This is a genomic window from Prevotella sp. P5-126 (assembly GCF_002251185.1).
In the GTDB taxonomy this organism is placed as follows: domain Bacteria; phylum Bacteroidota; class Bacteroidia; order Bacteroidales; family Bacteroidaceae; genus Prevotella.
In genome coordinates this window covers 27,269-53,547 of the sequence record NZ_NPIZ01000098.1, presented here as the reverse complement: position 1 = coordinate 53,547, position 26,279 = coordinate 27,269, and the positions used below count along the sequence as shown (strand labels likewise).

Below are 26,279 nucleotides of genomic sequence, written 5' to 3'. Positions count from 1 at the left end.
ATAACGGTTTGCTGGTGCTTGATAGGTATATCTATCGACCACCCATCGACCACCGACCGACCACCGAATGTGGTGGTCACGCATTTGTCACGTCAAATGGTTTGGTAATTCGATAACTTAATTGTACCTTTGCAGCTGCGCTGTCTAAGGTAGGCTGCACCTCGGAAAATCAAAAGAAAAGGTGTTTTCTTTTGTTTTTCTCTCGGTTTGCACTACCTTTGCACCACCAACCGATATAGAATCGGAATATCGACGCTAACAATTCATAAAAACAAAAGTATATGAAGTCAACAACAATTCTTAGTGCCTGTTGCACAGTAATGATGCTGGCAGGCAACATGGGCGCTGAAAAGGCATTTGCTCAACAGCCAACCAAGGTGCATGGCTATGCCAAAGAGAACATGAACACGGCAGTGAAGCCCGGTGACAACTTTGTGGAATATGCCACTGGTGCCTGGCTGAAAAACCATCCGTTGCGCGACGACCAAGTGACCAACGGTGCCTTCATGGACCTCTACGAGCAGAACCAGAAGCAGATTCAGGAGCTCATCTTGCAGTTTTCTACCACACCACAGCAGAAAGGTTCGTTGGGTCAGAAGATAGGAACGCTCTACAATCAGATGATGGATTCGGTGCGCCGCAATAAGGAAGGCTTCCAACCCATCGTGAAAAACCTGGAGAGAATCCGTGCCATCAAGGACCGTAAGGAATATCAGCGCGTGACAGCCGAACTGGATCGTCGTGGCGAATCGACCATGATGTATGGCATCGGTGTGTCAGCCGACCAGCGTCAAGCCGACCGCAATATCGTGGGCATAGGTCAGGGAGGACTCGGTTTGGGCACTCGCGACTACTATCTGAACGATGATGCTCAGACGCAAGCTGTGCGCAAAGCCTATATGGACTATAATACTAAATTGTTCACACTCGTGGGCTATGACGAGGCAACAGCCAAGCAGAAAGCCGATGCGGTATATGCCATAGAGAAGCGTATTGCCGAGAAGAGCTATTCCAGAGTGCAGCTGCGCGACATCAATGCCAACTATCACAAGATGTCGTTTGACGAACTCTGCGAGCAGTTCCCCGGTATCGACTGGACCACCGTATTCTGGGTATCAGGATTCCCAGCCTTCGACAGCGTGGATATGGGTCAGCCCGAACCCCTTCACGAGGTGGAGAAAGTATTGGCAGAGACATCGATCGACGATCTGAAGAGCTATGCCGAACTGCGCATCATCAGCGGTTCAGCCTCTTATATGAGCGATGACTTCCGAAAGGCTGCCTTTGCATTCTCAAGTGTGTTGAGCGGTCAGCAGCAGGACGATCCCCTTTGGAAGCGTGCCACCAATCTGGTGAATGGAGTGATGGGCAACGCCATTGGTAAGATGTACTGCGAGAAATACTTCCCCGAATCCAGCAAGAAGCGCGTGCTCGAACTGGTGCGCAATCTGCAAGTGGCACTCGGTCAGCGCATCAACGAAGCCACATGGATGAGTGCTGAGACCAAGGCCCAGGCTCAGGACAAACTGTCTAACTTCATTGTGAAGATAGGTTATCCCGACAAATGGAAAGACTATAGCAAGTTGGACATCAGCGATTCGCTCTCACTCTGCGAGAACCTTGCCAACATCTCTGAGTTCTTCACGATAGACGAACTGCAGCGTAAAGTGAACAAACCCGTTGACAAGACCGAGTGGCTGATGACCCCACAGACCATCAATGCCTACTACAATCCTACCACCAACGAGATCTGTTTCCCTGCCGGTATCCTTCAGGCTCCCTTCTTTGATCCTACAGCCGACGATGCCATCAACTACGGTGCCATCGGTGTGGTGATCGGTCATGAGATGAGTCACGGTTTCGACGATCAGGGATGCCAGTTTGACAAGACCGGCAACCAGCGCAACTGGTGGACTGCTGCCGATAAGGCTAACTTCGATAAGCGTACCGCAGTGCTCGTAGATCACTTCTCTACCATCGAGGTGGTGAACGGCAAGAAGGTGAACGGCAAGATGACTCTTGGTGAGAACATCGGCGACAACGGTGGTTTGAACATCGCGCTGCGTGCCTACCACAACGCTCAGAAGGAGGGCCATGTGATTTCGTCAGACCAGAAAGACTTCACTGCCGATCAGCTCTTCTTCCTCGGTTATGCTCGCATCTGGGCAAGCAACAACCGTGAGCAGTATATGGATATGCTCCTGACACAGGATGTTCACTCGCCCAATATGGCTCGCGTGAACGGTGCGCTGCCCCATATCGATGCTTGGTATCAGGCTTTCGGTGTGAAGAAGGGCAATCGCCTCTTCCTTCCTAAGAAGAAGCGTGCACAGGTGTGGTAACATCGCTGTTGCCCCTGTGGAGCGTCAGCTATCATGGGTGTAAACCTTGCATAGCGCTGTTGTGCATGCTGGGTTTACACCCTTTCTGTATCGTGTAGCGGTGGTGTGAACGGCAGATGGCTGAGCAAATTCATTGAGATTGGTTTGCAAATTCATTGAATTTGGTTTGCAATTTCAATGAATTTGGTTCGCAATTTCATTGAATTTGGTTTTGTATGGATGGGTTTTGTAATGCTTATGTCATGCGCATTGCATTGGTTTTTATGATCATCGGAATATAAAAGGTCACACGGAAATCACAGGATTTTTTAATGTCACACGGATTTTTTTGGGGTTGCTGACGCAAGAAATCTTTGGAGGAAATCTTTTTGAAGATGTTGCGCGAGCGCAAGAAATATTTTAAGGAGATAGAAATTACGGAATTACATACAAGCAACGGCGGGCTGAAAGCCCAATGACTTCCTTAGCCTAGGGCAACGCCCTGAGGATATAGAGCAACATACCCAACTACGTCCTGTAAGGACAAAAGTAGAAACAAGGTGGGTTGAAAACAAAATCTTAAAACAAATCTTTGACCAAAATGCGCTCGAATACCTCGCTTTTGGGGAGAATTTTATTGGGGATTGCCTACGTTCGGAAAATCAAAAGAAAAGGTATTTTCTTTTGTATTCCGCTCACTTAATCGTAACTTGGAGGCGTCAAGCCTCCAAGTTACTCACGTTCGGAAAAACAAAAGAAAAGGTATTTTCTTTTGTTTTTCGCTCACTTAATCGTAACTTTGTACCCTAAATACGAAAAAGATGAAGAAACTTTATATTGAAACCTACGGATGTCAGATGAATGTAGCTGATTCGGAGGTAGTGGCCAGCGTGATGCAAATGGCCGGATACGAACACACTGAAAACCTCGATGAGGCTGATGCAGTGTTTCTGAACACCTGTTCGATACGCGATAACGCCGAACAGAAAATATATCACCGACTCGATGCACTCGATGCCATCAAGCGCAAACGACCACTGATCATCGGCGTGATAGGGTGTATGGCAGAACGCGTGAAGGACGATCTGATAGAAAACCACCATTGCGATCTCGTGGCAGGACCAGACGCTTACCTCACACTGCCCGACCTCATAGCACAAGCGGAAAACGGACATAAAGCCATCAACATAGAACTATCTACCACAGAGACCTATCGCGACATCGTGCCACAACGACTGCATGGCGCACATATCGGAGGATTTGTCAGCATCATGAGAGGATGCAACAACTTCTGCCACTATTGCATCGTGCCCTATACACGCGGACGCGAACGGTCACGCGACGTGGAAAGCATACTCCGCGAAGTGAGAGACCTGCACGACAGAGGCTTCAAAGAGGTGACTCTGCTGGGACAAAACGTCAATAGCTACGGACTGTCGCCATCGGGAAAACGCGAGCCAGGCAGCACATCGTTCGCACAGTTGCTCCATCTCGTAGCGCAGGAGGTGCCCGATATGCGCGTGCGCTTCACCACATCCAATCCGGAAGATATGACAGAGGATATCCTACATGCCATAGCCGAAGAGCCCAATCTCTGTAAACACATCCACTTCCCGGCACAAAGCGGTAGCAACAAGATACTGAAACTGATGAACCGCAAATACACCCGCGAGCAGTATTTAGAGCGCGTGGAAGCCATACGCCGCATCATTCCCGGTTGCGGACTGACCACAGACATCTTCGTGGGCTACCACGACGAGACTCCCGAAGACCATGAGGAAACGCTCTCGCTCGTGCGTGAATGTCAGTTTGACTCTGCCTTCATGTTCAAATACAGTGAACGCCCAGGCACCTATGCTGCCAAACACCTGCCCGACAATGTGCCGGAAGAGGTGAAAATAGAACGACTGAACGAACTGATTCGCCTGCAAACAGAGGTCAGTGCCGCACAAAACCGCAAAGACGAGGGCAAGGAGTTTGACGTGTTGATAGAGTCGTTCAGTAAGCGTTCGCGCGAACAACTCATGGGACGCACCGAACAAAACAAGGCGGTGGTGATGGATAAGAAAGGACATCACATCGGCGAAACCGTACGCGTGCGTATCACAGGAAGTACCAGTGCAACATTATTCGGCGAGATACTATGAGAGAATTTATCAATGTGTTGAGGCGCTTCGTGCCTCCCTATAAGAAGTATCTGGTGTTGTCGGTGGTGTTCAACATCCTCTCGGCAGTACTCAACATCTTCTCGTTTGCCGCACTCATACCTATCCTGCAAATCATATTCAAAACCGGCGACGGTAAGGCTGCCACCGGTTGGATGGCATGGGACTGGGGCAATGCGCAAGAAGTATTGATGAACAATCTCAACTACTACGTCAACACCCTGTTGGCAGAACATGGACAGACCACCACACTGCTCTTCATCGGACTGTTTCTGGCTTTTACCACCATGCTCAAAACGGGGGCCTACTTCCTCTCATCGGCTACCATCGTGCCCATCCGCACGGGGGTGGTGCGCGATATTCGCAACCAGCTCTATCGGAAAATCACGGCGTTGCCCCTCGGATTCTTCAGCGAGGAACGCAAAGGCGATATCATTGCCCGCATGAGTGGCGACGTGCAAGAGATAGAATCGAGCATCATGTCGAGTCTTGACATGCTTTTCAAAAACCCCGTACTCATTGTGGCATACTTCACCACACTCGTCTTTATATCATGGCAACTCACCGTGTTTACCCTCGTCATCGTGCCCGTTATGGGATGGTTCATGGGATTTGTGGGCCGTAAGCTCAAAGCCAAATCGATCAAGGCACAATCGCTATGGAGCGACACGATGAGCGTGGTAGAGGAAACCCTCGGCGGTCTGCGCATCATCAAAGCATTCTGTGCCGAGGAAAAGATGCGACAGAAGTTTGACCGCATCAATACAGGCTACCGCAATGATATCATGCATGTGAACATTCGCCAACAGCTGGCACACCCCATGAGCGAGTTTCTGGGCACTGTGATGATCGTCATCGTGTTGTGGTTTGGCGGTGTATTGGTGCTCAACTACCATGCCCTGTCGGGTCCGACATTTATCTACTACATGGTTATCCTCTATTCCATCATCAATCCGCTGAAGGAGTTTTCAAAGGCTGGCTATAACATTCCGAAGGGATTGGCATCGATGGAACGTGTGGATAAGATACTCATGGCTGACGACAGCATCAAGGAGTCAGACCATCCGCAGCATATCCAGCAGTTTGAACATCAGATTGAACTGCGCAATGTGTCGTTCCGTTATGGCGACCAGTGGGTGTTGCGACATATCAACCTCACCATTCCAAAGGGAAAAACCATTGCCTTGGTAGGACAGAGCGGTAGCGGCAAATCGACACTGGTCGATCTCATTCCCCGCTATTACGATGTGCAAGAGGGCGAAGTGCTTATCGATGGCATCAATGTGAAAGACCTCGGCATACAGGATTTGCGACAGTTGATCGGTAATGTGAACCAAGAGGCGATACTCTTCAACGACTCGTTCCGCAACAATATCGCCTTCGGTGTGGAGACTGCCACCGATGAACAGGTGGCGGAAGCCGCACGCATAGCCAATGCCTACGACTTCATCATGCAGAGCGAACAACAGTTTGATACCAATATCGGCGACCGCGGCGGACGCCTGTCGGGCGGTCAGCGTCAGCGTGTCAGCATTGCACGTGCGATATTGAAAAATCCTCCAATACTCATACTCGACGAAGCTACATCGGCACTCGATACCGAGAGTGAGCGCTTGGTACAGGATGCACTGGAGCGACTGATGAAGCAGCGCACCACCATAGCCATTGCCCACCGACTCAGCACCATACGCAATGCCGACGAGATATGTGTGCTCCATGAGGGACATATCGTAGAGCGTGGCACCCACGAGTCACTCCTGGCGATGGATGGATTCTATAAACGACTCAACGATATGCAGAACTTAGGATAAGCCACTGTGGTGGCATCCGACAGGAAAACAACATCAACACGATCAACAAACAAGGGTAACAACGATGAAAGGTATCATAGGAAGATTCCAACTCATGCTGGGCGACTATATCAAGATGATAGGCATCTTTATAGCCGCGAAGCTCTGTTTCATGCTCGCACTGCGCAGCAACCATCCGTTTGAAGGGGCTGACGTCTGGCAAGTGGTGAAGCACGGACTGTCGCTCGACCTCTCTACGGCACTCTATCTGACGATTGTGCCCTTCTTGGTGATGGCGGTATCGGTGTGGTGGAAGCGCACGGAGGTGTTGCGCAAAGTTCTCAACGGCTATTATGCCGTAGTGGCTTTCATCCTCGCCTTGGCATTTGTGGCTGATACGAGCCTTTATCCGTTCTGGGGATTCAAGCTCGATGCCTCCTGTTTACAGTTTCTTTCCACTCCAGGTGACGCTTTTGCCAGCGTCAGCATAGGTTATATCGTGTGGAGAGTGGTGATCATAGCAGTGGTGACAACGGTGATTGCCGTGCTGATGATGCGTTGCAGATGGCATTTCAAAGTGACCTGCCGCCGCTGGATAGCCATGCTGCTGATGGTGGCAACGGTGCCGTTGATGGTCATCGGTATTCGTGGCGGATTGGATGAATCGACCACCAATATCGGACAGGTGTATTTCTCGCAGAACCAATTCCTCAATCACGCAGCGGTCAACCCGGTGTTTAGTTTTCTGGCATCGATGGAAAGAACTGCCAGCGACCAGACAGACTACCACTATATGGACGATGAAACATGTGAGAAACTGACTGCACAACTCTTTCCCACAACGAGTACAGACACTGATTCGCTACTCACCACGCAGCGTCCTGACATCATCGTCATCTTGCTGGAAAGTGCGGGAGGCGAGTTTACTGATATCGGTGGACGTACCGACATCATGCCGAATCTATGCCGACTGACGCGCGAAGGCATCTATTTCGACAACTGTTACGCCAATTCGTGGCGCACCGACAGAGGAACGCTATGCACTTGGAGCGGCTATCCATCGTTTCCTACCACCTCTGTGATGAAGATGCCGGCTAAGTCGAGAAGTCTCCCCAACATGGCAGCAACGCTTGCCCGACAGGGTTACAATACCCACTATCTATACGGTGGCGACATCAATTTCACGAATATGAGAAGTTATCTCGTGGGCGGAGGTTTCAGTCAACTGACGTGGAAAGCTGACTATAGCCAGGAAGAACAACAGTCGGCGGAGTGGGGCGTACGCGATGATATCACGTTTGAAACGTTGAGGCAACTGACAGATACCATGGCGAGACCCTATCTCATCGGGTATAGCACCCTCAGCAGTCATGAGCCATGGGATGTGCCTGTGCATCGTTTCGATGACAAAGTGCTCAATGCGTTCTATTATCTCGACCAGTGTATCGGTCAGTTCATTGCCCAGTTGAAGCAATCGCCACAGTGGAAGAACACCTTGGTGGTGATGCTGCCCGACCATGGTATCAACTATAAAGACATTGACGAAACGCATCAGGTGAGAAACCACATACCCATGCTATGGGTGGGAGGCGCAGTCAAAACTCCTAAGCGCATCAGTAAGCTATGCAACCAAACAGACTTGGCTGCCACACTGTTGGCACAGCTGGGCATCGACCATGCTGACTTTGGCTTCAGCCGCGATGTGCTGAGCAACTCCTATAGCTATCCCTTTGCCTATCATACCTATAATAATGGATTCTCACTGGTGGATTCTACGGGATATGTGGTCTATGATCTGAACTCAGAAAAGGTGATTGCCGGCAACTCAACGGATAAGGAACGACTCGTCAGGATGGGTAAGGCGCTGTTGCAAAAAACATCGGCGGACCTGAAAAAACGATAAACGAAAGGACTGAAAATGAAACAACTGAAATACATAGCACCGTTGGTGGCGGTGGCATACAATATGATTTTGGCATACGCTGTCTATATGTTGGCGCGTGTGGCATACTTGCTTGACAACTGGACACACTTTGCTGAGAACATGACATTCAGCCATTTTCTCAGTCTGTGCAGGGGCGGACTGGTGTTCGACACCGCTGCACTCTTGGTGACCAACGGCTTGTGGATGGTGCTCATGCTATTGCCGCTATGGTTGAAGGAACGTTTCTGGTATCACCGCATGTGTCGCATCTTGTTTGTAACCATCAACGGTTTGGCTCTGGTGGCCAATCTGTGCGATGCTGCCTACTTCCCCTTTACCATGCGACGCACTACCACAACGGTGTTTAGCGAGTTTCAGAACGAAGGAAACCTCGGTGGCATCGTCATGAAAGAACTGCTCCACCACTGGTATTTCGTGGTGCTGGCAGTGGTTGTCATCTATGGATTGTGGCGCTTATACCGTTCGCCAAGAATGGAAGCCAAGTGGCTGTCGCCCTGGCGCTACGCTGTGGCAATGGTGTTGTCGCTGGCGGTAGTCACTCCATTGGCTATCGGTGGCATACGTGGAGGATTCACAAAGGCTGTGAGACCCATCACTGTGAGCAATGCCAATCAATATGCTGAGCGGCCCAGCGAGGCAGCACTGGTGCTCAATACGCCGTTCTCACTCTATCGTTCGATAGGTAAATCGGTCTTTGTGGTGCCCACCTATTATCATAACGAGGCAACCATGGCAGCTATCTATACACCGGTGCATGCTGCTGCAGAAGGTCCGATGAAGAAGAAAAACGTGGTGGTACTCATCGTGGAGAGCTTCGGCAGGGAGTATATCGGTGCGCTCAACCGCGATTTGGAACAGGGAACATACAAGGGATATACGCCCTGTGTGGATTCATTGATAGGTCGGAGCGTCACGTTTAAATACAGTTTCTGCAACGGCAGAAAGAGCATTGACGGCATGCCCAGCGTACTTTCCAGTATTCCAATGTTTGTAGAACCATTCTTCCTCACACCATCAGCCATGAACGATGTGGGCGGTTTGGCATCTATGTTGGCAGGGGAAGGCTACCAAACAGCATTCTTCCATGGCGCACAGCGCGGATCTATGGGCTTTCAGGCATTTGCCACGAAGACCGGATTCCAACACTATTACGGCAGAGAAGACTTCAATCAGGACAAACGCTTCGGCGGTGATGAAGATTTCGACGGTACATGGGCTATATGGGATGAACCTTTTATGCAGTATTATGCTACGAAGATGGGAGAAATGAAACAACCGTTCATGACAGCACTGTTTACTGCATCGAGCCATCATCCCTTTGTCATTCCCGAAAAATATAAGCAGCGCTTCCCCGAAGAACAGCTCGTCATCCATAAATGTATTCGCTATACGGATATGGCGATAGGCAAATTCTTCCAAACGGCATCGCGCCAACCATGGTTTAAAAACACTATTTTTGTGTTGACGAGCGATCATACCAACCTCAGTAACCATCCCGAATTTCAGTCAGACCTCGGTGGTTTCTGTTCGCCCATCATCATCTATGCACCCGATGGCAGTTTGACACCGGCGATAGAAGACAAGGTGGCGCAGCAAATAGATATACTGCCAACAGTCATGGGACTGTTGAATTACCCCAAGCCCTACTGTGCCTTTGGCATCGATGTGTTGCAGACAGCAGGCAAAGACACATGGGCAGTGAACTATCTCAACGGCATCTATCAGTATGTCAAATATGGTTATGTGTTGCAGTTTGACGGTCAGAAGACCAAAGCCATCTATCGGTTGGATGACAGACTGATGCAGCGAAATCTGAAAGGTCGTGTTGATGTGGAGCAAAAAATGGTGCGCGAGCTCAAAGCCATCATACAGCAGTACATGGAACGAATGACGCAAAACAGGCTGAAACTCTGAGCAGAAGGAGAAGATGAATAGCGATTGAAAACTATTCAGAAGTGCCTTTGGGGTATCTATTCGCGTCGTCGAATCACCTTGCCATCCACTGTTTCATAAAAACGGTTGAACTTTTCGCGTGTACGCTTCCATCGGTTGTGACTCCAAAGCCATAATTCAGGGCGCTTACGAATAGTATCTTCCAACAGTTGGAAATAACGGTCGGTAATGGCATATTCAGGCATTTTGTCCGGTTCGCGCGTCACGAGTTTGAATTCTACTTCATAATATCCACGCTTGACACGGCTCACTTCCATATAAAACACCGCATGGTTCATGCTGCGGGCAATACGCTCTGTGCCGGTAAGTACGGGTGTGTCGTGGTGAAGGAAATTGCACCAGTGGTGGATATTCTGCCACATCGGCACCTGATCGGATATGTAGCCGATCACAACGGGTTGTCCTTCTTTGCGGTATCTCACCATTTCGCGCAGTGTATTATTCATGGCAATACACTTTGCACCGAATCTTTGGCGCATGCGAAGAAACAGTTTATCGAAGTCTTTATTCTCCAATGGATGGTAAATCTGTCCACAATGTGCCTTGGGCGTAACCCACAAAGGCAGTGAAGTAATCCACTCCCAGTTGCAATAGTGACCCAGATAGATCGCACACGACTGTCCGCTTTCCACCACCTCGTTGATGCGTTCAGCGCTTTTGAACACCATTCGGCGTTTTATTTCTGCCTTGCTCATGGTCAACAGTTTGATACTTTCTACCATATAATCGCAGAAGAAGTGGTAAAAGCCGCGTTCCACATCTTGGTGTTCCTCGGCGGTCATCTCAGGAAAAGCAGTGACAATATTGGTCCAGACGGTGCGACGACGGTAGCCCACGATACGGTAGAGCACCAGATACAATACGTCTGACAGAACATAAAGTACGCGGAGTGGCAACAGCGAAATGATGTACCACAGGGTAAAGACGATGTAATAGAGGATTTTTTTCATATCTGTGAGGATTTGTCGTCTGCAATTCTTGCCTTCCCCTCATAGGTCAGCAGGTCGTCACGGGTGTATTTATATTGTTTGCTGGCTAATGATGACGTCTCGTCGAAATGGTTGGATTCCACATCAAAGATACCGCACATCAGTTCATAGACTAAGTCGTTGGTGAAATATCTGTTGCTATTGGCTTTGAGTGCCTCTACGCGTTCGGGATGACAAGACAGGTATTCGTCGGAGAGATGAATGAAGAGCGGGATGCGCGTGGCGCCGAATCCAGAGAAATTGGGCGATCGATGGCGGTCGGGAACAGTAGCGTGATCGCTGAAATAGACCATGGCCTGGAGGTTCAGGTGTGTCTTGGCATACTCATAGAACTGCTCTAAAACGCTGTCAGTATAGCGAATGGAGTTTTCAAAGTTTGCTATATTGTCCTGTACTCCACGTTCGCCCCATACGGTACGGTCTGCCGGATAGCGGTTGAGGAAATTGAAATGGCTACCTTTCAGATGCAGCACGAGGAGGTTGTTGACATTGGGATCGAGTTCTTCGAGAAATGCTGTCATGCTTTCATCGTATTGCACCTTTCCCAAATCCTGCTTCGTCCATTTCGCTACATCGGCGGTGTTTGCCACCAAAGTGATAGGTGTATCGTTGGCACCAAGGTGTCCTTGGTTGCTATACCAGTGTACTCTGTATCCTAACCGGTGTGCAATATCGATGATAGAACAGGAGTCGTAGAATTGGCGTCCGTTGTATTGGTTGTATTCGGTAAGGGCTTTTTCCAGCGACTGCACGGTGTGCATGGCGCAACTGTAGGCATTTGGAAACAGAATGGTACGCCTGTTGTCCTCCGTCATGCGGCGCATCCATGGCGTCGTGTCGTGTTCCATGGGTGTAAAGGCACTCATATAGTCACGAGATGCAGACTCTCCAATCACCATCATGATGGTTGACGGACGTTGGAAAGCCTTTCCTAAGGGTTTGACGTGAAGGTCCTTCAACCGTCGTTCCATTTCGCTGACATACCGATGGTCGTTGGCTGCATACTCTCGGATATCTAACCAGAGGCGAACAATGCCGGAGCGGACGAACATGCCGCGGTGGGGTTTGAAGATATACCAAGCGAAAAAGAGGGCAACGGCAACAAGCAGTGCAATCTTCCACGGTGTTTCTGGTACTGTTGTGTTGTGGTTTCCGACGATGAATCCAGCAAGCAGTGCCACGATGGCCATCAGTAGCAGCACCACTTTCCATAAGGGATAGGAACGTGAAAACTCAATGATTTCGTTGGGATGCGAGTCCTGTACGATCTTCATGCCATTGGCATCGATACATGTTCCATAGAGCATATAATAGACCCACAAGGATATACTGATCAACAGGAGCATCCATTCAGCAATGGCGGCAATCACTCCGCCCCCTAAAAGACCGATGGCGGCGAAGAGGCCGAAGAAGTATATGCCACATGAAATCTCACCATAGTTTTCGTAGTCGGGTGATATTTTGCGGTTGGTGAGGTGGAATATCAGCGGATAAGTTATTGCCCATACAGCTCCAGAAAGTGCAGCAAGTGCAAGAGGCATGTTGGGTTGTGCTCCGACGATGGCGATGGGAAGCCATACCAATATGGCGGCAGCAGCAAAGCGGCGGGTCTGTTGCCCGCGTGCGCTATGGCTCATGCCCTTGTTACATCCATAATAGATGGCACAACTGGCGGCAAATGTCAGCAATAGTCCGATGGCTATTGTCCAAAATTGTATAGTTACCATAGTACAAAGGTAGTGCAAACCGAGCGAAATACAAAGAAAAACCTCGTTTTTCTTTTATTTCCGAGGTGCCGCCTACCTTGGGGCTGTCAAGCCCAAAGTAGTGCAAACCGAGCGAAATACAAAGAAAAACCTCGTTTTTCTTTTATTTCCGAGGTGCCGCCTACCTTGGGGCTGTCAAGCCCAAAGTAGTGCAAACCGAGCGAAAAACAAAGAAAAAGCTCGTTTTTTCATTTATTTCCGAGGTGCCGCCTACCTAAGCGACGCGGTCGTAGGGGAGTGATGGCGAGACAATACAGCCTTTATTTTCCTTTCAAGCGACACATGATGTAGGGCACTGCCAAGCGTGCAACAAACTTGATTCGCTGTGGGAAAGGAATGGTTTCGCATACCACTTTGATGTTGTCGAACAGTCCTGACGATCGCTTACTGTTAGACACACCGGTGGTGTCGAAGATGGCTATCGGTATATTGATATACTGGAAACGAGCCCCCTGTTGATACTGTTGGATGAAAAACTTATAGTCTGCTGACAGTCTGTGGTGTATGTCGAATGGAATATCGACAAGACATTGTCGTCTGACAAACACACATTGATGGCAAAAGAGCATGCGGTGGTAGAGGCGGTAGTGCGCTGGTGCAGCCTTGACATGGTTGTCTTTAACCACATCACCATAGACAATGTCCGCTGCATCCCATTTGTTGGAGAAAACTTGATGGAGCACATCATCTGTAGCAAAGGTGTCGCCAGCATTCATGAATATCACCCATTGTCCCGAACACCTGCTCACGCCTTTGTTCATGGCGTCGTAGATTCCCTTATCGGGTTCGCTACTCCATTGTGTCACCGTTCCCTGGTCAGCATAGTGCTGTATGATGGCTAAGCTATTGTCGGTAGATTTACCGTCAACCACGATAGTTTCTTTGTTGCCGTATTGTTGTTTTTGTATGCTGTCGAGGGTTTTTTCCAGCATAGCTCCAGCATTGTATGTAACAGTGATAATACTTACCTTTGGAATATTAAGTTCTGTCATGCGTGTTATTTTCGTACAAAGGTAGTGCAAACCGAGAGGAATACAAAGAAAAACCCCGTTTTTCTTTTATTCCCGAGGTGCCGCCTACCTAAGAAATAGGATTTCAAAGGTAGTGCAAACCGAGAGGAATACAAAGAAAAACCAAATAAAGTTGTGCATTTTCTTTGGTTATTCGCTCGCTTAATCGTACTTTTGAGCCTGTGGCTCTTAGGTACTCACGTTCGGAAATGAAAATAAAAGCACGCTTTTATTTTGCATTTCTCTCACTTAATCGTACCTTTGAGGCTTTGCCTCTAAAGTACTCACGTTCGGGAATACAAAAGAAAAACGAGTTTTCCTTTTGCATTCCGCTCACTTAATCGTACCTTTGCAAAAAGAAGGCGGAAGAGTCATATAAAAACTATTCGACATCAGAAACAGGCACATGAACGACAAACTCATCATAGGATTGGATGCCAAACGCATCGTGAGAAACGGAACAGGACTGGGTAGCTATGGGCGGACGCTCGTCAACGACCTGGCGGAACGTCCATTGCAACTGCGCCTTTATGCTCCTGACGCAGGACGCGACGACCTCAGGCAACAGGTGATGGACCATGACAATGTGCAACTCTGCTTGCCCAAACGACCGTTGCCATTGGTGGGAAAGGCATTGTGGCGCAGCCGTGGCATGGTGGCTGACCTACAACGTGACGGAGTGCAGCTGTTTCACGGTCTGTCGGGTGAACTGCCTATCGGTATTCGTCGCCGTGGTATTCCTACTGTCGTCACCATCCACGACCTGATCTTTATGCGCCATCCAGAGTTCTATCACTGGGCTGATGTGCAGATTTACAAGTGGAAATTCCGTCAGACAATCCGTGAAGCCGACCATATTATTGCCATTAGCGAATGTACAAAGCGCGATATTATGGAGCTTGGAGACGTCGATGAGCGGCGCATCTCACTCATATATCAGAGTGCAGCCCATCGTTTTGCAGCCGAAGTCACAGCCGACGAGCGTCAGCGGGTGTGTCAGAAGTACGGCCTGCCGAAGCGCATCATACTGAATGTAGGATCGATAGAAGCACGAAAAAACATGTTGTTGGCGGTCAAGGCACTGCCTTACCTGCCCGAAGACGTGGGACTTGTGATGGTGGGACGCCATACACCATATACTGATACCATCGTCAAGTATGCTGAAACGCACCAACTGACCCACCGCCTGCATATCCTGCATGGTGTTCCCGATGAAGATTTGCCTGCCCTCTATGCTGTTGCTGAGGCTTTTGTATATCCGTCAGTATATGAGGGTTTCGGTATTCCTATCATCGAAGCCATCCGTCAGGGACTGCCTGTGGTGGCCTGTTCCGGATCGTGTTTGGAGGAAGCCGGAGGTCCAGACTGCCGTTATGTGGCGCCCGGCGATGTGCAGGGCATGGCAGATGCACTCCGAAAGTCGCTTGTGGGCGATGCAGAACGCAATGCGCGGATCATAGGCAGTCAGCAGTATATACGTCGTTTCGAGGGTAATACGGTGGCGAGTCAGGTTTATGACCTCTATCAAGAACTGTTGCGGAAACGCCCCTAAATGTTTCTTCCGACGGTTCTCCCTTGTCTTTTAGTGTTCTGACCGCCCCTTTGTGGCATCCTTATCGTTTATAATGGAACAAATCAATTGAGTAGCCGTTTGGCAAAATAATGTACGGGATACCACACGCTGATAAAGCCTACAGCGAGGACAGTGAAGAACACTACGACGATATCCCACGGGTGGACGCTGACAGGATAGGCATCGACCACAAACGAACCTTCGGTAGATCCTAAGCCTATCAAGCCGAACTGCTGCTGCAACAGGCATAGCAACAAGCCGATAGCAATGCCTATCACGGCACCAATGGCGGAAATCATGCGACCTTCGAAGAGGAAGATACGGATGATTTGGCGGTCGCTGGCACCCAGATTGCGTAGGGTCACCACGTCGTTGCGCTTGTCGATCATCAGCATAGAGAGGCTGCCGATGATGTTGAAACAGGCTATGACGAGGATAAAGGTGAGGAAGATATATGCCATGAGCTTCTCTACTTTCATGATGCGGAAGGTGTCTTCCTGCTGCTCATAGCGGTCGCGCACCACAAAACGGGTGCCTGCCATCTCTTGTACCTTGGCTTTCACATGCTCGAAATTGCTACCGGGTTTCAGTCGGAGTTCCAACGATGTGAGTTCTCCGTCGCGGTCAAAGAGGTTGCGGGTGAATTGTATAGCGGTGATAATATACCGCTTGTCGTACTTGCCTTGCTTGATGCTGAAGAGTACGCCCGGTGAATACAACTCGTCTTCCACGAATCCGTCTTGCAGATTAGCCATGTTGATCTGACCTTCGCGCCGTGGCGCATAGATCTTCAGCGGTTCGCGGTAGGTATAACCGATGCCGAGCTGATAGGCTACGCCCAGTCCCAAGATGCCATAGTTCATATCGGCAGCATGGAGTGCATAGTCGCCGTCACCTTCCAAAATCTGGCGGATATGGGTCAGCTTGTCGTAGTTGTCATCCACACCTTTAATCGTCACCATCTGCTGGCGGTCGCCATAGACAGCCAATGCCTGGTCTTCAAGCACATCGGTGGCTACAGCCACCTCGTCCAACTGGCGTATGCGCATCAGCGTAGAATCGTTGCTGGCGGCAGTCTTGCCCTTGGCAGGAGTGATTTTCAACTGTGGGTCGAGCTGCGTGAAAAATGATGCCACCATGTCGTGGAAGCCGTTGAACACGCTCAACGTCACCACTAACGCCATAGACGCCACGGCAACACCTACCACCGAAATGCCGCTGATGACATTGATGGCATTGGTAGATTTCTTGGAGAAAAGATATCTCCGTGCAATGTAGAATGGGAAATTCACAGTGACACTTATTGCTTAAGCAGCTCGTCGATGCGGTCTATGTAATCGAGTGAATCGTCGATGAAGAATCTTAATTCAGGGATGATGCGCAGTTGATGGCGCACGCGGGTACCCAATTCATAGCGTATCTGTGCGCTGGTCTTGTTGATGTTCTCCATAATTTCTTCTCCACGCTCGCTGGGGAAAATGCTCAAATGGGCGGTGCAGATGCTGAGGTCGGGACTCACGCGCACTTGTGTGACGCTGACCATAACACCATGCATGCTGCGTGTCTGTTGTTGGAATATCACGCTAAGTTCCTTTTGAAGCAGTCGTGCAATTTTGTTTTGTCTTGTTTCTTGCATATATATCTATTGATTCCTTTATTTTTGCAAAGTTACACTTTTCCTATCAAAACATCAAGGAAAACGCACACTTTTTCATCCTATCGCTGTCTGATAACTGGATTGCAACGTGCTTCTACCCTTCATGGACAACAGCAAGTCAGAGTGTGGCAACTATGGTTGGGTAGGGTAGGCAACCGCTTTGTGAATGATATGGAAGGTCTCTGGGACTGCGTGTAAACGACTGCTTGTCAGCTGGAAACGTTATTTCCGTTTGTAAATTCAATGAATTTGCTTTGCAATTTCAATGAATTTGCTGAGTAAACTCAATGAATTTGCTGACCAAACTCATTGAATTTCCTTTTATGCGTATATGATTCCAGCATGCTGTGGCTATGCTCTTGATGTGGTACGGATATTCCTTTGGATAGCAAATCAATTTGTTTTCCTTGGCAAATCAATTTGTTTTCCTTGGCAAATCAATTTGAATTCCTCAGCAAATCAATTTACTTTGCTGAGAAAAGTGATGTTTATTGCGGTGCAAAGTATTGAACGCGAGATTGATACATGGCGTTTGTGTGATGTCTGGCAAATAGCTGTTCAGCCGGCAGATAAGTGAGGTATTGCCTTTTGTCGGCAATCAGCATCTGGAAGGATGACTTTTGCGGGATGAGGCATGATAGGAGATTGCAGCGTCTGTTCATGCCCATCGGCTGTTTATCCCAGTGAGATATTCTCCACCTCAACGGGTTCGTGGAGAAACAGTTGAGCCGACTCTTTGAAGCGATCGGGGTTCTCGGTAGTGAGATAATGCACATGTCCGCCTTTTGTGCAACGCTGTTCCATGTCGGGATGGCGATCAAAATACTGGCGGAGCGACTCTGCCACATATTCCCCCTGTGATACGATACGCACGCCACGGGGTATGAATTTATTGATTTTAGGCAGCAGCAAAGGGTAGTGGGTGCAACCTAAAATAATGGTGTCAATCTGGGCATCGAGGCGCAACAACTGATCGACACGCTTCTTCACAAAATAGTCGGCACCGGGAGAATCGGCTTCGTTGTATTCTACCAAAGGAACCCAGAAGGGACATGCCACACCCGAAACCTTGATGTCGGGAAAGAATTTGTGGATTTCCAAGTTGTAGCTCTCGCTTTTAATCGTTCCTTCGGTGGCAAAGATACCCACGTGGCGAGTCTTGGTCAGTGTTCCCACCACTTCGGCAGTGGGACGGATGATGCCCAAGACACGGCGGTTGGGATCTATCAGCGGCAGGTCTTTCTGCTGAATGGTGCGCAGGGCTTTGGCTGAAGCGGTGTTGCAACCGAGGATGACCAAATGGCAACCACGCTCGAAAAGACTGATGACAGCCTGGCGGGTAAACTCATATACCACGTCAAACGAACGTGTGCCGTAAGGCGCACGGGCATTGTCGCCCAGATAGAGAAAGTCGTACTGGGGAAGCAACTGGCGGATTCCATGCAGAATGGTTAGACCGCCATAGCCGCTGTCAAAGATGCCTATAGGGCCTGGATTACTGGGCAACATCGGTAATGACGCTTATCGCAATGCAGTTTTCACAGCCTCGGTCACGTCTTCACCCATCATGGGGTGGGTCCATGCCACAGCCTGTTGGTCGGTATTGATGATAAAGGCAAGGCCACGCGCTATGCCAACACGACCCATGGCTTCGGCAATACGCTTGCGAAGAGGTGCCTCTGCCTTGGCTTTTGCCTGTTCCAAGAGTGCCTGACTCTCTTTCTTGAAGGTGATGTTACGGTCGAGCAAGTCTTGAAGTTCGCTTTGGCGCTTCTGCAAAATAGTCTGCGGCATATCGCGCTGCGTATCGAGAAACTCCTCGTACTTCCGGTTGAACTCGTCTTCTGCACGTTTCTGTTCGGCTGCATACTTCTCGTTGAGCTGCATCATACTGGTCTCAACGGTGGCATATTCATTCATGCTGTGGAGCACGGCATCATAACTGAGATAGCCATACTTCAGGGTGTTGCCATCTGTTGCTACATCCTGGGCAGAAACAGTTAAAGGTAAAAAAGCAAAAAGGCAAAAAGGTAAAACCCATTTTACCGCATTTTTTACCATGCTGTCAAATATCATCTTTTTCATAAGTTTCTGTTGTTTTTATCTTTTTACGTTTTTACTTTTTTACCTTACACATTGTTTATTTCAGTCCGAGCTTGGCTTTTACCTGGGCTGTTACATCAGTAGAAAGGGTTGTGCTGATATAGGGCACGCCACCCTGAACATCCATGATATAGACATAACCACCAGCCTGTCCGACAGCCTTGATGGCGTCGAGAACCTTCACGTTGATAGCCTGAAGCTTCTCACCCTGTGCCTTGTCGAGGGCCTGACGGTTGTCCTGATAGCTCTGCTGGATCTTCTGATACATCTCCTGAAGCTCCTGCTCACGACGCTGCTTGATGTTCTCTGGAAGGTTGGCCTGCTCCTTTTCGTAAGCCTGTGCCTTCTTCTGAAGCTCATCCTGCATGCTCTTCAGATCAGCCTCGTATTGTTTGGTGAGGGCCTCGATCTCGGTGCGAGCCTTGGTAAACTCAGGCATGGCCTGGATGATTTCCTGTGTGTTGAGGTGACCGAACTTCTGTGCGAATGTTGCCAGAGGGGCAAACACCAACAACATTAAAATAAGTTTTTTCATTGTTTAATTGTTTGTTTAGTTATTATTGTTTCTTTCTGTTTTATTTTGAAGTTAGCGTGTGGAACCCAAACGCGACAGTACATCGTCGGAAATGTCGATGCGGGGAGATCCGTAGATGATGCCCGAATCACTCGCACGGTCCAATACCAACTGATAACCGCGTGATTCTGCTACATCGCTCACAGCGTTATATACCAGTTCCTGAATAGGAGCAATGAGTGCGTTGCGCTTCTTGAAGAGTTCACCGTCGGGTCCGAAATACTTCTTTTTAAGTTCGGCAGCCTCGCGCTCCTTCTTCATGACAGCGTCTTGGCGCTCCTTCTTCTGTTCTTCTGAAAGGAACACGACGTCGCGCTGGTAGTTCTTGTACATGCTTTGTGCTTCTGTCTGGATGGCTTCCACCTCTGCCTGCCACTTTTTGGAAATCTGTGTCAGCTGTTCGTTAGCACGCTCGTAGGCTGGAATGTTCTTGAGAATATAGTCCATATCGAGCAATGCAAACTTCTGTGCACTGGCGTTTTGGGGTAGGAATATCATGATGGCTGCAACCAATAGTGCCTTGGCGGCGAGTGCCATCAGTAGGGTTTTGCCCATTGTCTTGTATTCTTGCTTCATATCAACAGTCTCCTTTCTGTAGGTTTTATAAGGTTAGAACTCTTGTCCGAGAATGAAGTGGAACTGGCTGCCGCCCTTCTGGTAGCTGCCGTTGTTATATACCTTGTCAAAGCCATAAGCCCAGTCGATACCCATCATACCTACCATTGGGAGGAAGATGCGGACACCCAGACCGGCAGAACGCTTCATGTCGAAGGGATTAAACTTCTTGGTATCTACCCATGCGTTACCGCCTTCAAGGAATCCAAGACCGTAGATGGTGGTGTTACCCAACATGAATGGATAGCGAAGCTCCAGGGTGAAGCGGTCGTAGGCATAGGCATTATAGTATGCACTCGTGCCTGCAAGATAGGCTGCGGTGTTTGATATCGAACCGTTCTCATAACCGCGCAGACCGACGGTCTCTTCGGCATAACCGGTAGAGTAGCCACTCATACCGTCACCACCCACATAGAAGGTTTCGAAAGGCGACTTCTTGTCTTTATTGTAGGAGCCCAACAGACCGAGTTCGACACGGGTCATCAGCACGAAACACTTCTGACCGCTGGTCAACGCAGTATAGGTCTTTGACTTAAACTTCCATTTGTGGTATTCTATCCAACGGTATTTCTCCTGCAATTCACGCTCGTATGCTGCTGAATAGCGGTCGGTGGCGAGGGTGGAATAGTCTTTGTGGTCGAACAAAGACCATGGTGGAGTGAGCTGTACGGATGCTGAGAACTCTGATCCCTGACGTGGGAAAAGCTGGTTGTCGATAGATGTACGTGACAGCGTAATACCGAGGTTGATGTTGTTACAGTTACCGTTGCTGATGATAAAGTAACTCCAGTCGCGTAGCATATAACGGGTGTATGCCAACTGCATTGACAATTGGAAATAGTCGTCGGGCCAGCGCAAACGCTTACCCCATCCCAATGCTACACCGAACATCTCAATATACTTATCGTCGTCGAGCATAGCGTCGTAGTTGTGACCGAAGTCGTTGTACGAACCAAAACCATACATGTAGTTGAGGTAGTTGTTATAGTAGCTGTTGTTGCGGTAACTGCTTGAAATATCGCTCTGCTTAGAGAAGAAGGCGCTGACGTTTAATGCATTCGGGCGCTTGCCACCAAACCATCCGGTGCTGTAACCTGTAGAGAGCGAGGTATAGTAGCGTCCGTTGGTCTGCAACGACAGTGACAGTTGTTCGCCATCACCGATAGGCATGATACCACGGTGCATCTTGTTCTTACCAAAGAGGTTGCGCATGGAGAAGTTGTTGAGCTTTATGCCGATTCGACCGATTACACCCGTCTGTCCCCAACCCAGTGAGAATTCAAGTTGGTCGTTAGACTTCTGTTCCAATTCCCAGTTGATATCCACGGTGCCGTCCTCATAGTTAGGCTTGATATCTGGGTTGATGGTCTCAGCATTGAAGTATCCCATGTTACCAATCTCACGGGCAGAACGCATCACAGCATCTTTAGAGAAGAGGTCACCGGGCTTGGTACGCAACTCACGGCGAACAACTTCTTCATAGAGGCGGTCGTTACCATAGATGCGTACAGCATTGATGTGAGCCTGCTGGTTTTCGGTGATACGCATCTCAAGGTCGATAGAGTCGCCCACGATATTGACTTCGGTGGGGTCGAGCTGATAGAAGATGTATCCGTTGTTCCAATAGTAGTTACCCACGGCATCTTCATCTTCTTTCAGACGTTTGTTCATCAGTTTCTGATTATAGACATCGCCCTTCTTCATGCCCAAGGCATTGTTGAGGAAGTCGCTGGTGAGTACTGAGTTACCCACCCATTCTATATTGCGGATGTAGTATTGCTGACCTTCATCCACCTTGATATATACGTTGACGTGCTTCTCGTCTTCGTTCCATACCGAGTCTTCCAAAATGGTGGCATCGCGATAACCGAGTTCGTTGTACTTCTCAATCAGGTTTTTCTTGTCGGTTTCGTAGCGTTCAGGGGTGAACTTCTTGGCTTTGAAGAAGTTTTTGAACTTGCCGGCTTCGTGTATCTTGGCAAAGGCTCCGTTCTTAAAGAATGTACCTGTAATCTTGTTTCTCTTGAGTTTTTCGTTGCCTTCGATGATGATGTGGCGCACCTTCATCTTGTCTTTCTTGTCGATATCAACGTCAAGAATCACCTGATCCTTATTGGATACATCGTCGCGCTGAAGGATGCTGATTTCTGCGTTCTTATATCCTTTATCGTCAAAATAGCGCTTGGCGAGAATCTTCGCACGGTCTATCATGTTGGGCGTAATCTGGTTTCCCTTCATAATACCCAGCTTGTTTTCCAAATCTTCGCGTTCGCTCTTCTTCACACCATTATAGTTGATGCGGCTTACGCGTGGGCGAGTGCCGAGATGGATGCAGAGATAAATCTTTGAACCTACGATAGAGTCGGCAGTGATAGCCACTTTCGAGAACAGTCCGTGACGCCAGTAACGCTTCACGGCATCGGTGATTTCAGAACCTGGTACACTGATGACTTGACCTACGGAGAGTCCTGACAGACCTGTCAGCACATAGTCTTCGTAACCTTCTACGCCTTTTACAGCTATACCGCCAATCTCACAAACACGCGGTGTGCCTGTATAGGAGATTTCGGGATTGGTAATCACATCCTGTGCTTTAACAGCGGCAGGAAGGAAGAGTATGGTGCAAAGCAGCATCATGCACTTTGCCATGTCTGTCAATTTGTTGGAATAGAATATATTTCTCACTTTACTAATTATTTCCGTTGTTATTTCTCTTCATTTTCCACCTGTGCTTCGGTCTTGCCAAAACGACGTTGGCGCTGTTGGTAATTGGCAATGGCTTCGTGCAACGCTGCTTCATCGAAGTCGGGCCAGAATGTATCACAGAAATACAATTCTGAATAGGCTATCTGCCACAGCAGATAGTTGGAGATGCGCAATTCTCCGCCTGTACGTATCAGCAGTTCGGGATCTGGCATGAAATTGGTTGCCAGATGCTGGCTGATGGTGGTGTCGTCGATGGCATCAACAGACAGGGTGCCTTGTTTCACTTCTGTTGCGATATCACGCATGGCTTTGGTGATTTCCCATTTCGACGAATAACTCAACGCTACTACCAAGGTCATGGTAGTATTGTTGGCAGTATGCTCTTCGGTCTCGCGTAGTTTCTGAACGACAGACTCTGGCATTCTTGAGATATCGCCAATGACGCGGAAGCGTACATTGTTCTTCATGAAGAGTTCGTCTTCGAGTGATGTGAGTATCAGTCCCATCAGTGCTGTTACCTCGTCAGCAGGGCGGCTCCAGTTCTCTGTAGAGAATGTGTATAGTGTCAGATACTTAACTCCCAGTTTGGCAGACTCCGAGGTGATGCGTTTTACAGCCTCTACACCGGCTTGGTGTCCATAGCTACGCTCTTTACCTCGCTGTTGTGCCCAACGCCCGTTGCCATCCATGATAATGGCAATGTGCTCGGGGATGCGTGTCATATCCAGTTGCTTGTTCATAGTCATTTATATATCGTTGTTACACGTTTTGCATTTTCTCCAGATGTCGTATGTCAGTGACAACCGCAGGTGGCTGTAACCATCGGTATTCTTGAAGAGTCCACTGCTCTTGATGCCGTATGGATCTGCCACACCGTCGATTTTATCGCTGGTTGTGAAGTGTATGGTCCATTCCATTGCGACATTGGTACGGTCGCCTATCTTGTATTTCACACCTGCGCCAATTGGCATGTTGACAGCTGCTTCTGTCTTTTCCGGTTTTGCGATGGTGGCTCCGATACCTATATATATATAAGGTGTAAACCGTTGCGCTCCCCGATATTCATGTCCTGTGCCGTAGGGCCAGAAGTTATATTCATACCTCATGCCTATGTCTGCCACCGAATGTTTGAAGCTCATGGGCTCCAAATCCGGATAGTAGGTGTTGGCATGGGTTGACGATCCTTTCAGTTGTCCCCAACTGATATTGGCAGCCAGTGCCATGCGTGGATTGAGGCGATAGCGTCCTACGAGGGTCAGCATGGGTTGCTGGTTGCGTAGCGGATTGCCGTTGAAATCGCCTTCATAGGCCACCAGTCCTATTGCCCCGCCTATCTCGGCTCGATATTCGGGAGCGTCCTGTGCACTGGCATGTATGGTCAGTGTGAGGAGAACCAGTGTTTGCAGTATCTTTCTCAAAGATAGTTTCGTTCTTTTACCACGCCAGTTTGTTGAGTCTGCCGCGCCATACTTCGCCGTTTGCTCCGCCGAAGAGCCAGATATTCACACCGTCTGATGTGGCGGCATAGCGTGTAGTGCTGGTGTCGAAATCGTTTGGCAGTTGGTAGTACTTGTTCTTTTTCCAAGTGATACCGTTGTCGCGCGACTGGTAGATATAGGTAAAATTGCCATTCACCGTACCGATGGCGAGTACGCCGTCATCGTAGGGCACCAGTGTGAGGTTGTCGAGTTGTGGCAGTTCGTATCTGTTGCCGTCGGCTTCCATATATACCCATTGTCCTGGCTCGCTATGATAGTTGTATTCTGCAATCTTTCTCCATACCACGGCAGCTTTGGCGTTTGCTGTACTGTTGCCTGCCATAACGACATAGTCGGTAGAGTCTGCCATGTTCATTGGATAGCATGTCGTGGCGACTGGCGCTGTGGGTAGGAGTGATTCGCTTGCGTCGATGGCATCGGCTTGCCACTGGTGTCCACCGTCGCGTGATACCATGAGTTTGTTGTCGGCAGTCATGCCGTAGAGTTCTTTCTTGCTTGCACCGATGAGTTTGGCAATAGCTGTTGTCTCGCCAATCTCGTCCCATTGGCTACCGTCGGCAGTGCGCAACAGCATGTTGCCGTTCATCATGTAGATAGAATCTGCATTTGCCACGGTTTGTTTGTATGCTCCTGCGGTCAGCGGTGTGTTGATGTTGGGAGTGAGTGTAGTCCATTCGTTGCCATCGGTGGTGGTATAGCCAACGGTAGTGCCGCCATCGTTGCCGAATACGAAGATACGCTTGCCCAATACCATGGCCTTCATGCCAGAGAGTGCTGCCAACTGGTTGTTGTCAGCCATTTGTTTCCATCCAAAGGCATCGCCGTCTTCTTGGTGGACATTCACTTTGATGGTGTATTTCTGATACGACATACCATCGGTAGCATAGACACGGGCTTCGCGTGGTTGCGAAAAGTCGATGCTGTCTGATGAGGTGTAGAATTTCAGTGAGTCGTTGTTGAGGTTTTTGATGACTACTATGCCATTGTTCTTTGTACCTATGGTGCATACCACCTTTGACGCATCAATACCCAAAGGCAGTGAGTCGGGGTTGAAGATGACGTGATTGATCTGGTCGATGTTGAATTTGTAGCTTGATGCTGCTACGCTTGTCTTGTAGATAGAGTCCTTTCCTGCTGCTGTTGTTGTGTGCAGATAGCGGTTGAGTGTGCCCAAGGTAAACGACGTGATTGCGGCGTCGTTATAATATACGGCCTCATCATCGTTAGACTTCAGACATGATGTCAAAACAGCTATGACCAACAGCATGCATGCTGCATTTACGAGTTTTTTCATTTGAAATATTTCAATTTTGGATGCAAATTTACTCACAATTCTGCAAATAGCGTCATATTTGGTGCTTTTATTAAGTAAATTATATGATAATGTGACATATTTTAGAATTTCTAAACATAAAAAGAGTGTGACATGAATAGCTCAAGTCGCACTCTTGTTGTTAACGGACATTCGTGTGTGTCAATGTTATTAGGCACATGACAGCCGATATTGCCACAGTCGCCAGAATGGCCATTGTGTGTAAATCAAACATAATTAATTAGAATTCTTGTCTATTAGTTCCTAAATAAATCTTTTACCTTTATCTCTCAATTGCGGG

At 48.8% G+C, this 26,279-nt stretch carries 20 protein-coding genes; 7 read left to right on the top strand and 13 right to left on the bottom strand.

The window, feature by feature from the left end:
• Positions 1-281: 281 nt before the first annotated feature.
• From CIK90_RS11395 to CIK90_RS11375, 5 genes are all read left to right on the top strand, one after another.
• Complete coding sequence (locus CIK90_RS11395; RefSeq protein WP_094391569.1) at positions 282-2,342, top strand: M13 family metallopeptidase; 2,061 nt, start codon at positions 282-284, stop codon at positions 2,340-2,342.
• 800 nt (positions 2,343-3,142) lie between these two features.
• Entirely contained in the window at positions 3,143-4,468 is a 1,326-nt protein-coding gene (miaB, locus tag CIK90_RS11390; RefSeq protein WP_094391570.1) for a tRNA (N6-isopentenyl adenosine(37)-C2)-methylthiotransferase MiaB, read from the top strand.
• Positions 4,465-6,297: an ABC transporter ATP-binding protein gene (locus tag CIK90_RS11385; RefSeq protein WP_094391571.1), complete on the top strand. Its 1,833-nt coding sequence runs from the start codon at positions 4,465-4,467 to the stop codon at positions 6,295-6,297. Before miaB ends, CIK90_RS11385 begins: the two co-directional genes overlap by 4 nt.
• Positions 6,298-6,361: 64 nt before the next feature.
• Positions 6,362-8,179, top strand: a complete 1,818-nt coding sequence (locus CIK90_RS11380) for an LTA synthase family protein (RefSeq protein ID WP_094391572.1) — start codon at positions 6,362-6,364, stop codon at positions 8,177-8,179.
• A 15-nt stretch (positions 8,180-8,194) separates the two neighbouring features.
• Entirely contained in the window at positions 8,195-10,135 is a 1,941-nt protein-coding gene (locus tag CIK90_RS11375; protein ID WP_094391573.1) for an LTA synthase family protein, read from the top strand.
• A 56-nt stretch (positions 10,136-10,191) separates the two neighbouring features.
• Here the strand turns inward: CIK90_RS11375 and CIK90_RS11370 are convergent, their stop codons facing one another.
• The 3 genes from CIK90_RS11370 to CIK90_RS11360 form a co-directional block, all read right to left on the bottom strand.
• Positions 10,192-11,124: a lysophospholipid acyltransferase family protein gene (locus CIK90_RS11370; RefSeq protein ID WP_094391574.1), complete on the bottom strand. Its 933-nt coding sequence runs from the start codon at positions 11,122-11,124 to the stop codon at positions 10,192-10,194.
• Complete coding sequence (locus CIK90_RS11365; RefSeq protein ID WP_094391575.1) at positions 11,121-12,890, bottom strand: phosphoethanolamine transferase; 1,770 nt, start codon at positions 12,888-12,890, stop codon at positions 11,121-11,123. The genes CIK90_RS11370 and CIK90_RS11365 overlap by 4 nt, the downstream gene beginning before the upstream one ends.
• Before the next feature lie 299 nt (positions 12,891-13,189).
• Complete coding sequence (locus CIK90_RS11360) at positions 13,190-13,921, bottom strand: glycosyltransferase family 2 protein (RefSeq protein ID WP_094391576.1); 732 nt, start codon at positions 13,919-13,921, stop codon at positions 13,190-13,192.
• Positions 13,922-14,345: 424 nt separating this feature from the next.
• Between CIK90_RS11360 and CIK90_RS11355 the strand changes: the two genes are divergently transcribed.
• Positions 14,346-15,491, top strand: coding sequence for a glycosyltransferase family 1 protein (locus tag CIK90_RS11355; RefSeq protein WP_094389875.1), 1,146 nt, complete (start codon positions 14,346-14,348; stop codon positions 15,489-15,491).
• A gap of 83 nt (positions 15,492-15,574) precedes the next feature.
• Here CIK90_RS11355 and CIK90_RS11350 read toward each other — a convergent pair whose 3' ends face one another.
• Together CIK90_RS11350 and rbfA are read right to left on the bottom strand one after the other, a co-directional pair.
• A complete protein-coding gene (locus tag CIK90_RS11350; RefSeq protein WP_094389874.1) occupies positions 15,575-16,804 on the bottom strand; it encodes an FtsX-like permease family protein in 1,230 nt (409 codons plus the stop codon).
• Between the two features lie 8 nt (positions 16,805-16,812).
• Positions 16,813-17,148 carry a 30S ribosome-binding factor RbfA gene (rbfA, locus tag CIK90_RS11345; RefSeq protein ID WP_094389873.1) on the bottom strand — a complete coding sequence of 112 codons (336 nt, stop codon included), beginning with the start codon at positions 17,146-17,148 and terminating at the stop codon, positions 16,813-16,815.
• A gap of 352 nt (positions 17,149-17,500) precedes the next feature.
• On the opposite strand from rbfA, the gene CIK90_RS11340 reads away from it, so the two are divergent.
• Positions 17,501-17,746: a hypothetical protein gene (locus CIK90_RS11340; RefSeq protein WP_094465478.1), complete on the top strand. Its 246-nt coding sequence runs from the start codon at positions 17,501-17,503 to the stop codon at positions 17,744-17,746.
• 98 nt (positions 17,747-17,844) lie between these two features.
• Here CIK90_RS11340 and murI read toward each other — a convergent pair whose 3' ends face one another.
• The 8 genes from murI to CIK90_RS11300 form a co-directional block, all read right to left on the bottom strand.
• Positions 17,845-18,678, bottom strand: a complete 834-nt coding sequence (murI, locus tag CIK90_RS11335) for a glutamate racemase (protein WP_094389871.1) — start codon at positions 18,676-18,678, stop codon at positions 17,845-17,847.
• 12 nt (positions 18,679-18,690) lie between these two features.
• The gene (locus CIK90_RS11330) at positions 18,691-19,254 is read right to left on the bottom strand and encodes an OmpH family outer membrane protein (protein ID WP_254046342.1); all 564 of its coding nucleotides are present in this window, start codon (positions 19,252-19,254) and stop codon (positions 18,691-18,693) included.
• A 55-nt stretch (positions 19,255-19,309) separates the two neighbouring features.
• Positions 19,310-19,807, bottom strand: coding sequence for an OmpH family outer membrane protein (locus CIK90_RS11325; protein WP_094389870.1), 498 nt, complete (start codon positions 19,805-19,807; stop codon positions 19,310-19,312).
• Positions 19,808-19,858: 51 nt separating this feature from the next.
• Positions 19,859-20,383 carry an OmpH family outer membrane protein gene (locus CIK90_RS11320; RefSeq protein ID WP_371596066.1) on the bottom strand — a complete coding sequence of 175 codons (525 nt, stop codon included), beginning with the start codon at positions 20,381-20,383 and terminating at the stop codon, positions 19,859-19,861.
• A gap of 72 nt (positions 20,384-20,455) precedes the next feature.
• The gene (locus CIK90_RS11315) at positions 20,456-23,119 is read right to left on the bottom strand and encodes an outer membrane protein assembly factor (protein WP_371596064.1); all 2,664 of its coding nucleotides are present in this window, start codon (positions 23,117-23,119) and stop codon (positions 20,456-20,458) included.
• A gap of 47 nt (positions 23,120-23,166) precedes the next feature.
• Positions 23,167-23,907: an isoprenyl transferase gene (locus CIK90_RS11310; protein WP_094465503.1), complete on the bottom strand. Its 741-nt coding sequence runs from the start codon at positions 23,905-23,907 to the stop codon at positions 23,167-23,169.
• A 6-nt stretch (positions 23,908-23,913) separates the two neighbouring features.
• Positions 23,914-24,585 carry a DUF6089 family protein gene (locus tag CIK90_RS11305; RefSeq protein ID WP_094440552.1) on the bottom strand — a complete coding sequence of 224 codons (672 nt, stop codon included), beginning with the start codon at positions 24,583-24,585 and terminating at the stop codon, positions 23,914-23,916.
• Between the two features lie 16 nt (positions 24,586-24,601).
• The gene (locus CIK90_RS11300) at positions 24,602-25,960 is read right to left on the bottom strand and encodes a DUF6242 domain-containing protein (protein ID WP_094465475.1); all 1,359 of its coding nucleotides are present in this window, start codon (positions 25,958-25,960) and stop codon (positions 24,602-24,604) included.
• Between the last annotated feature and the right edge of the window lie 319 nt (positions 25,961-26,279).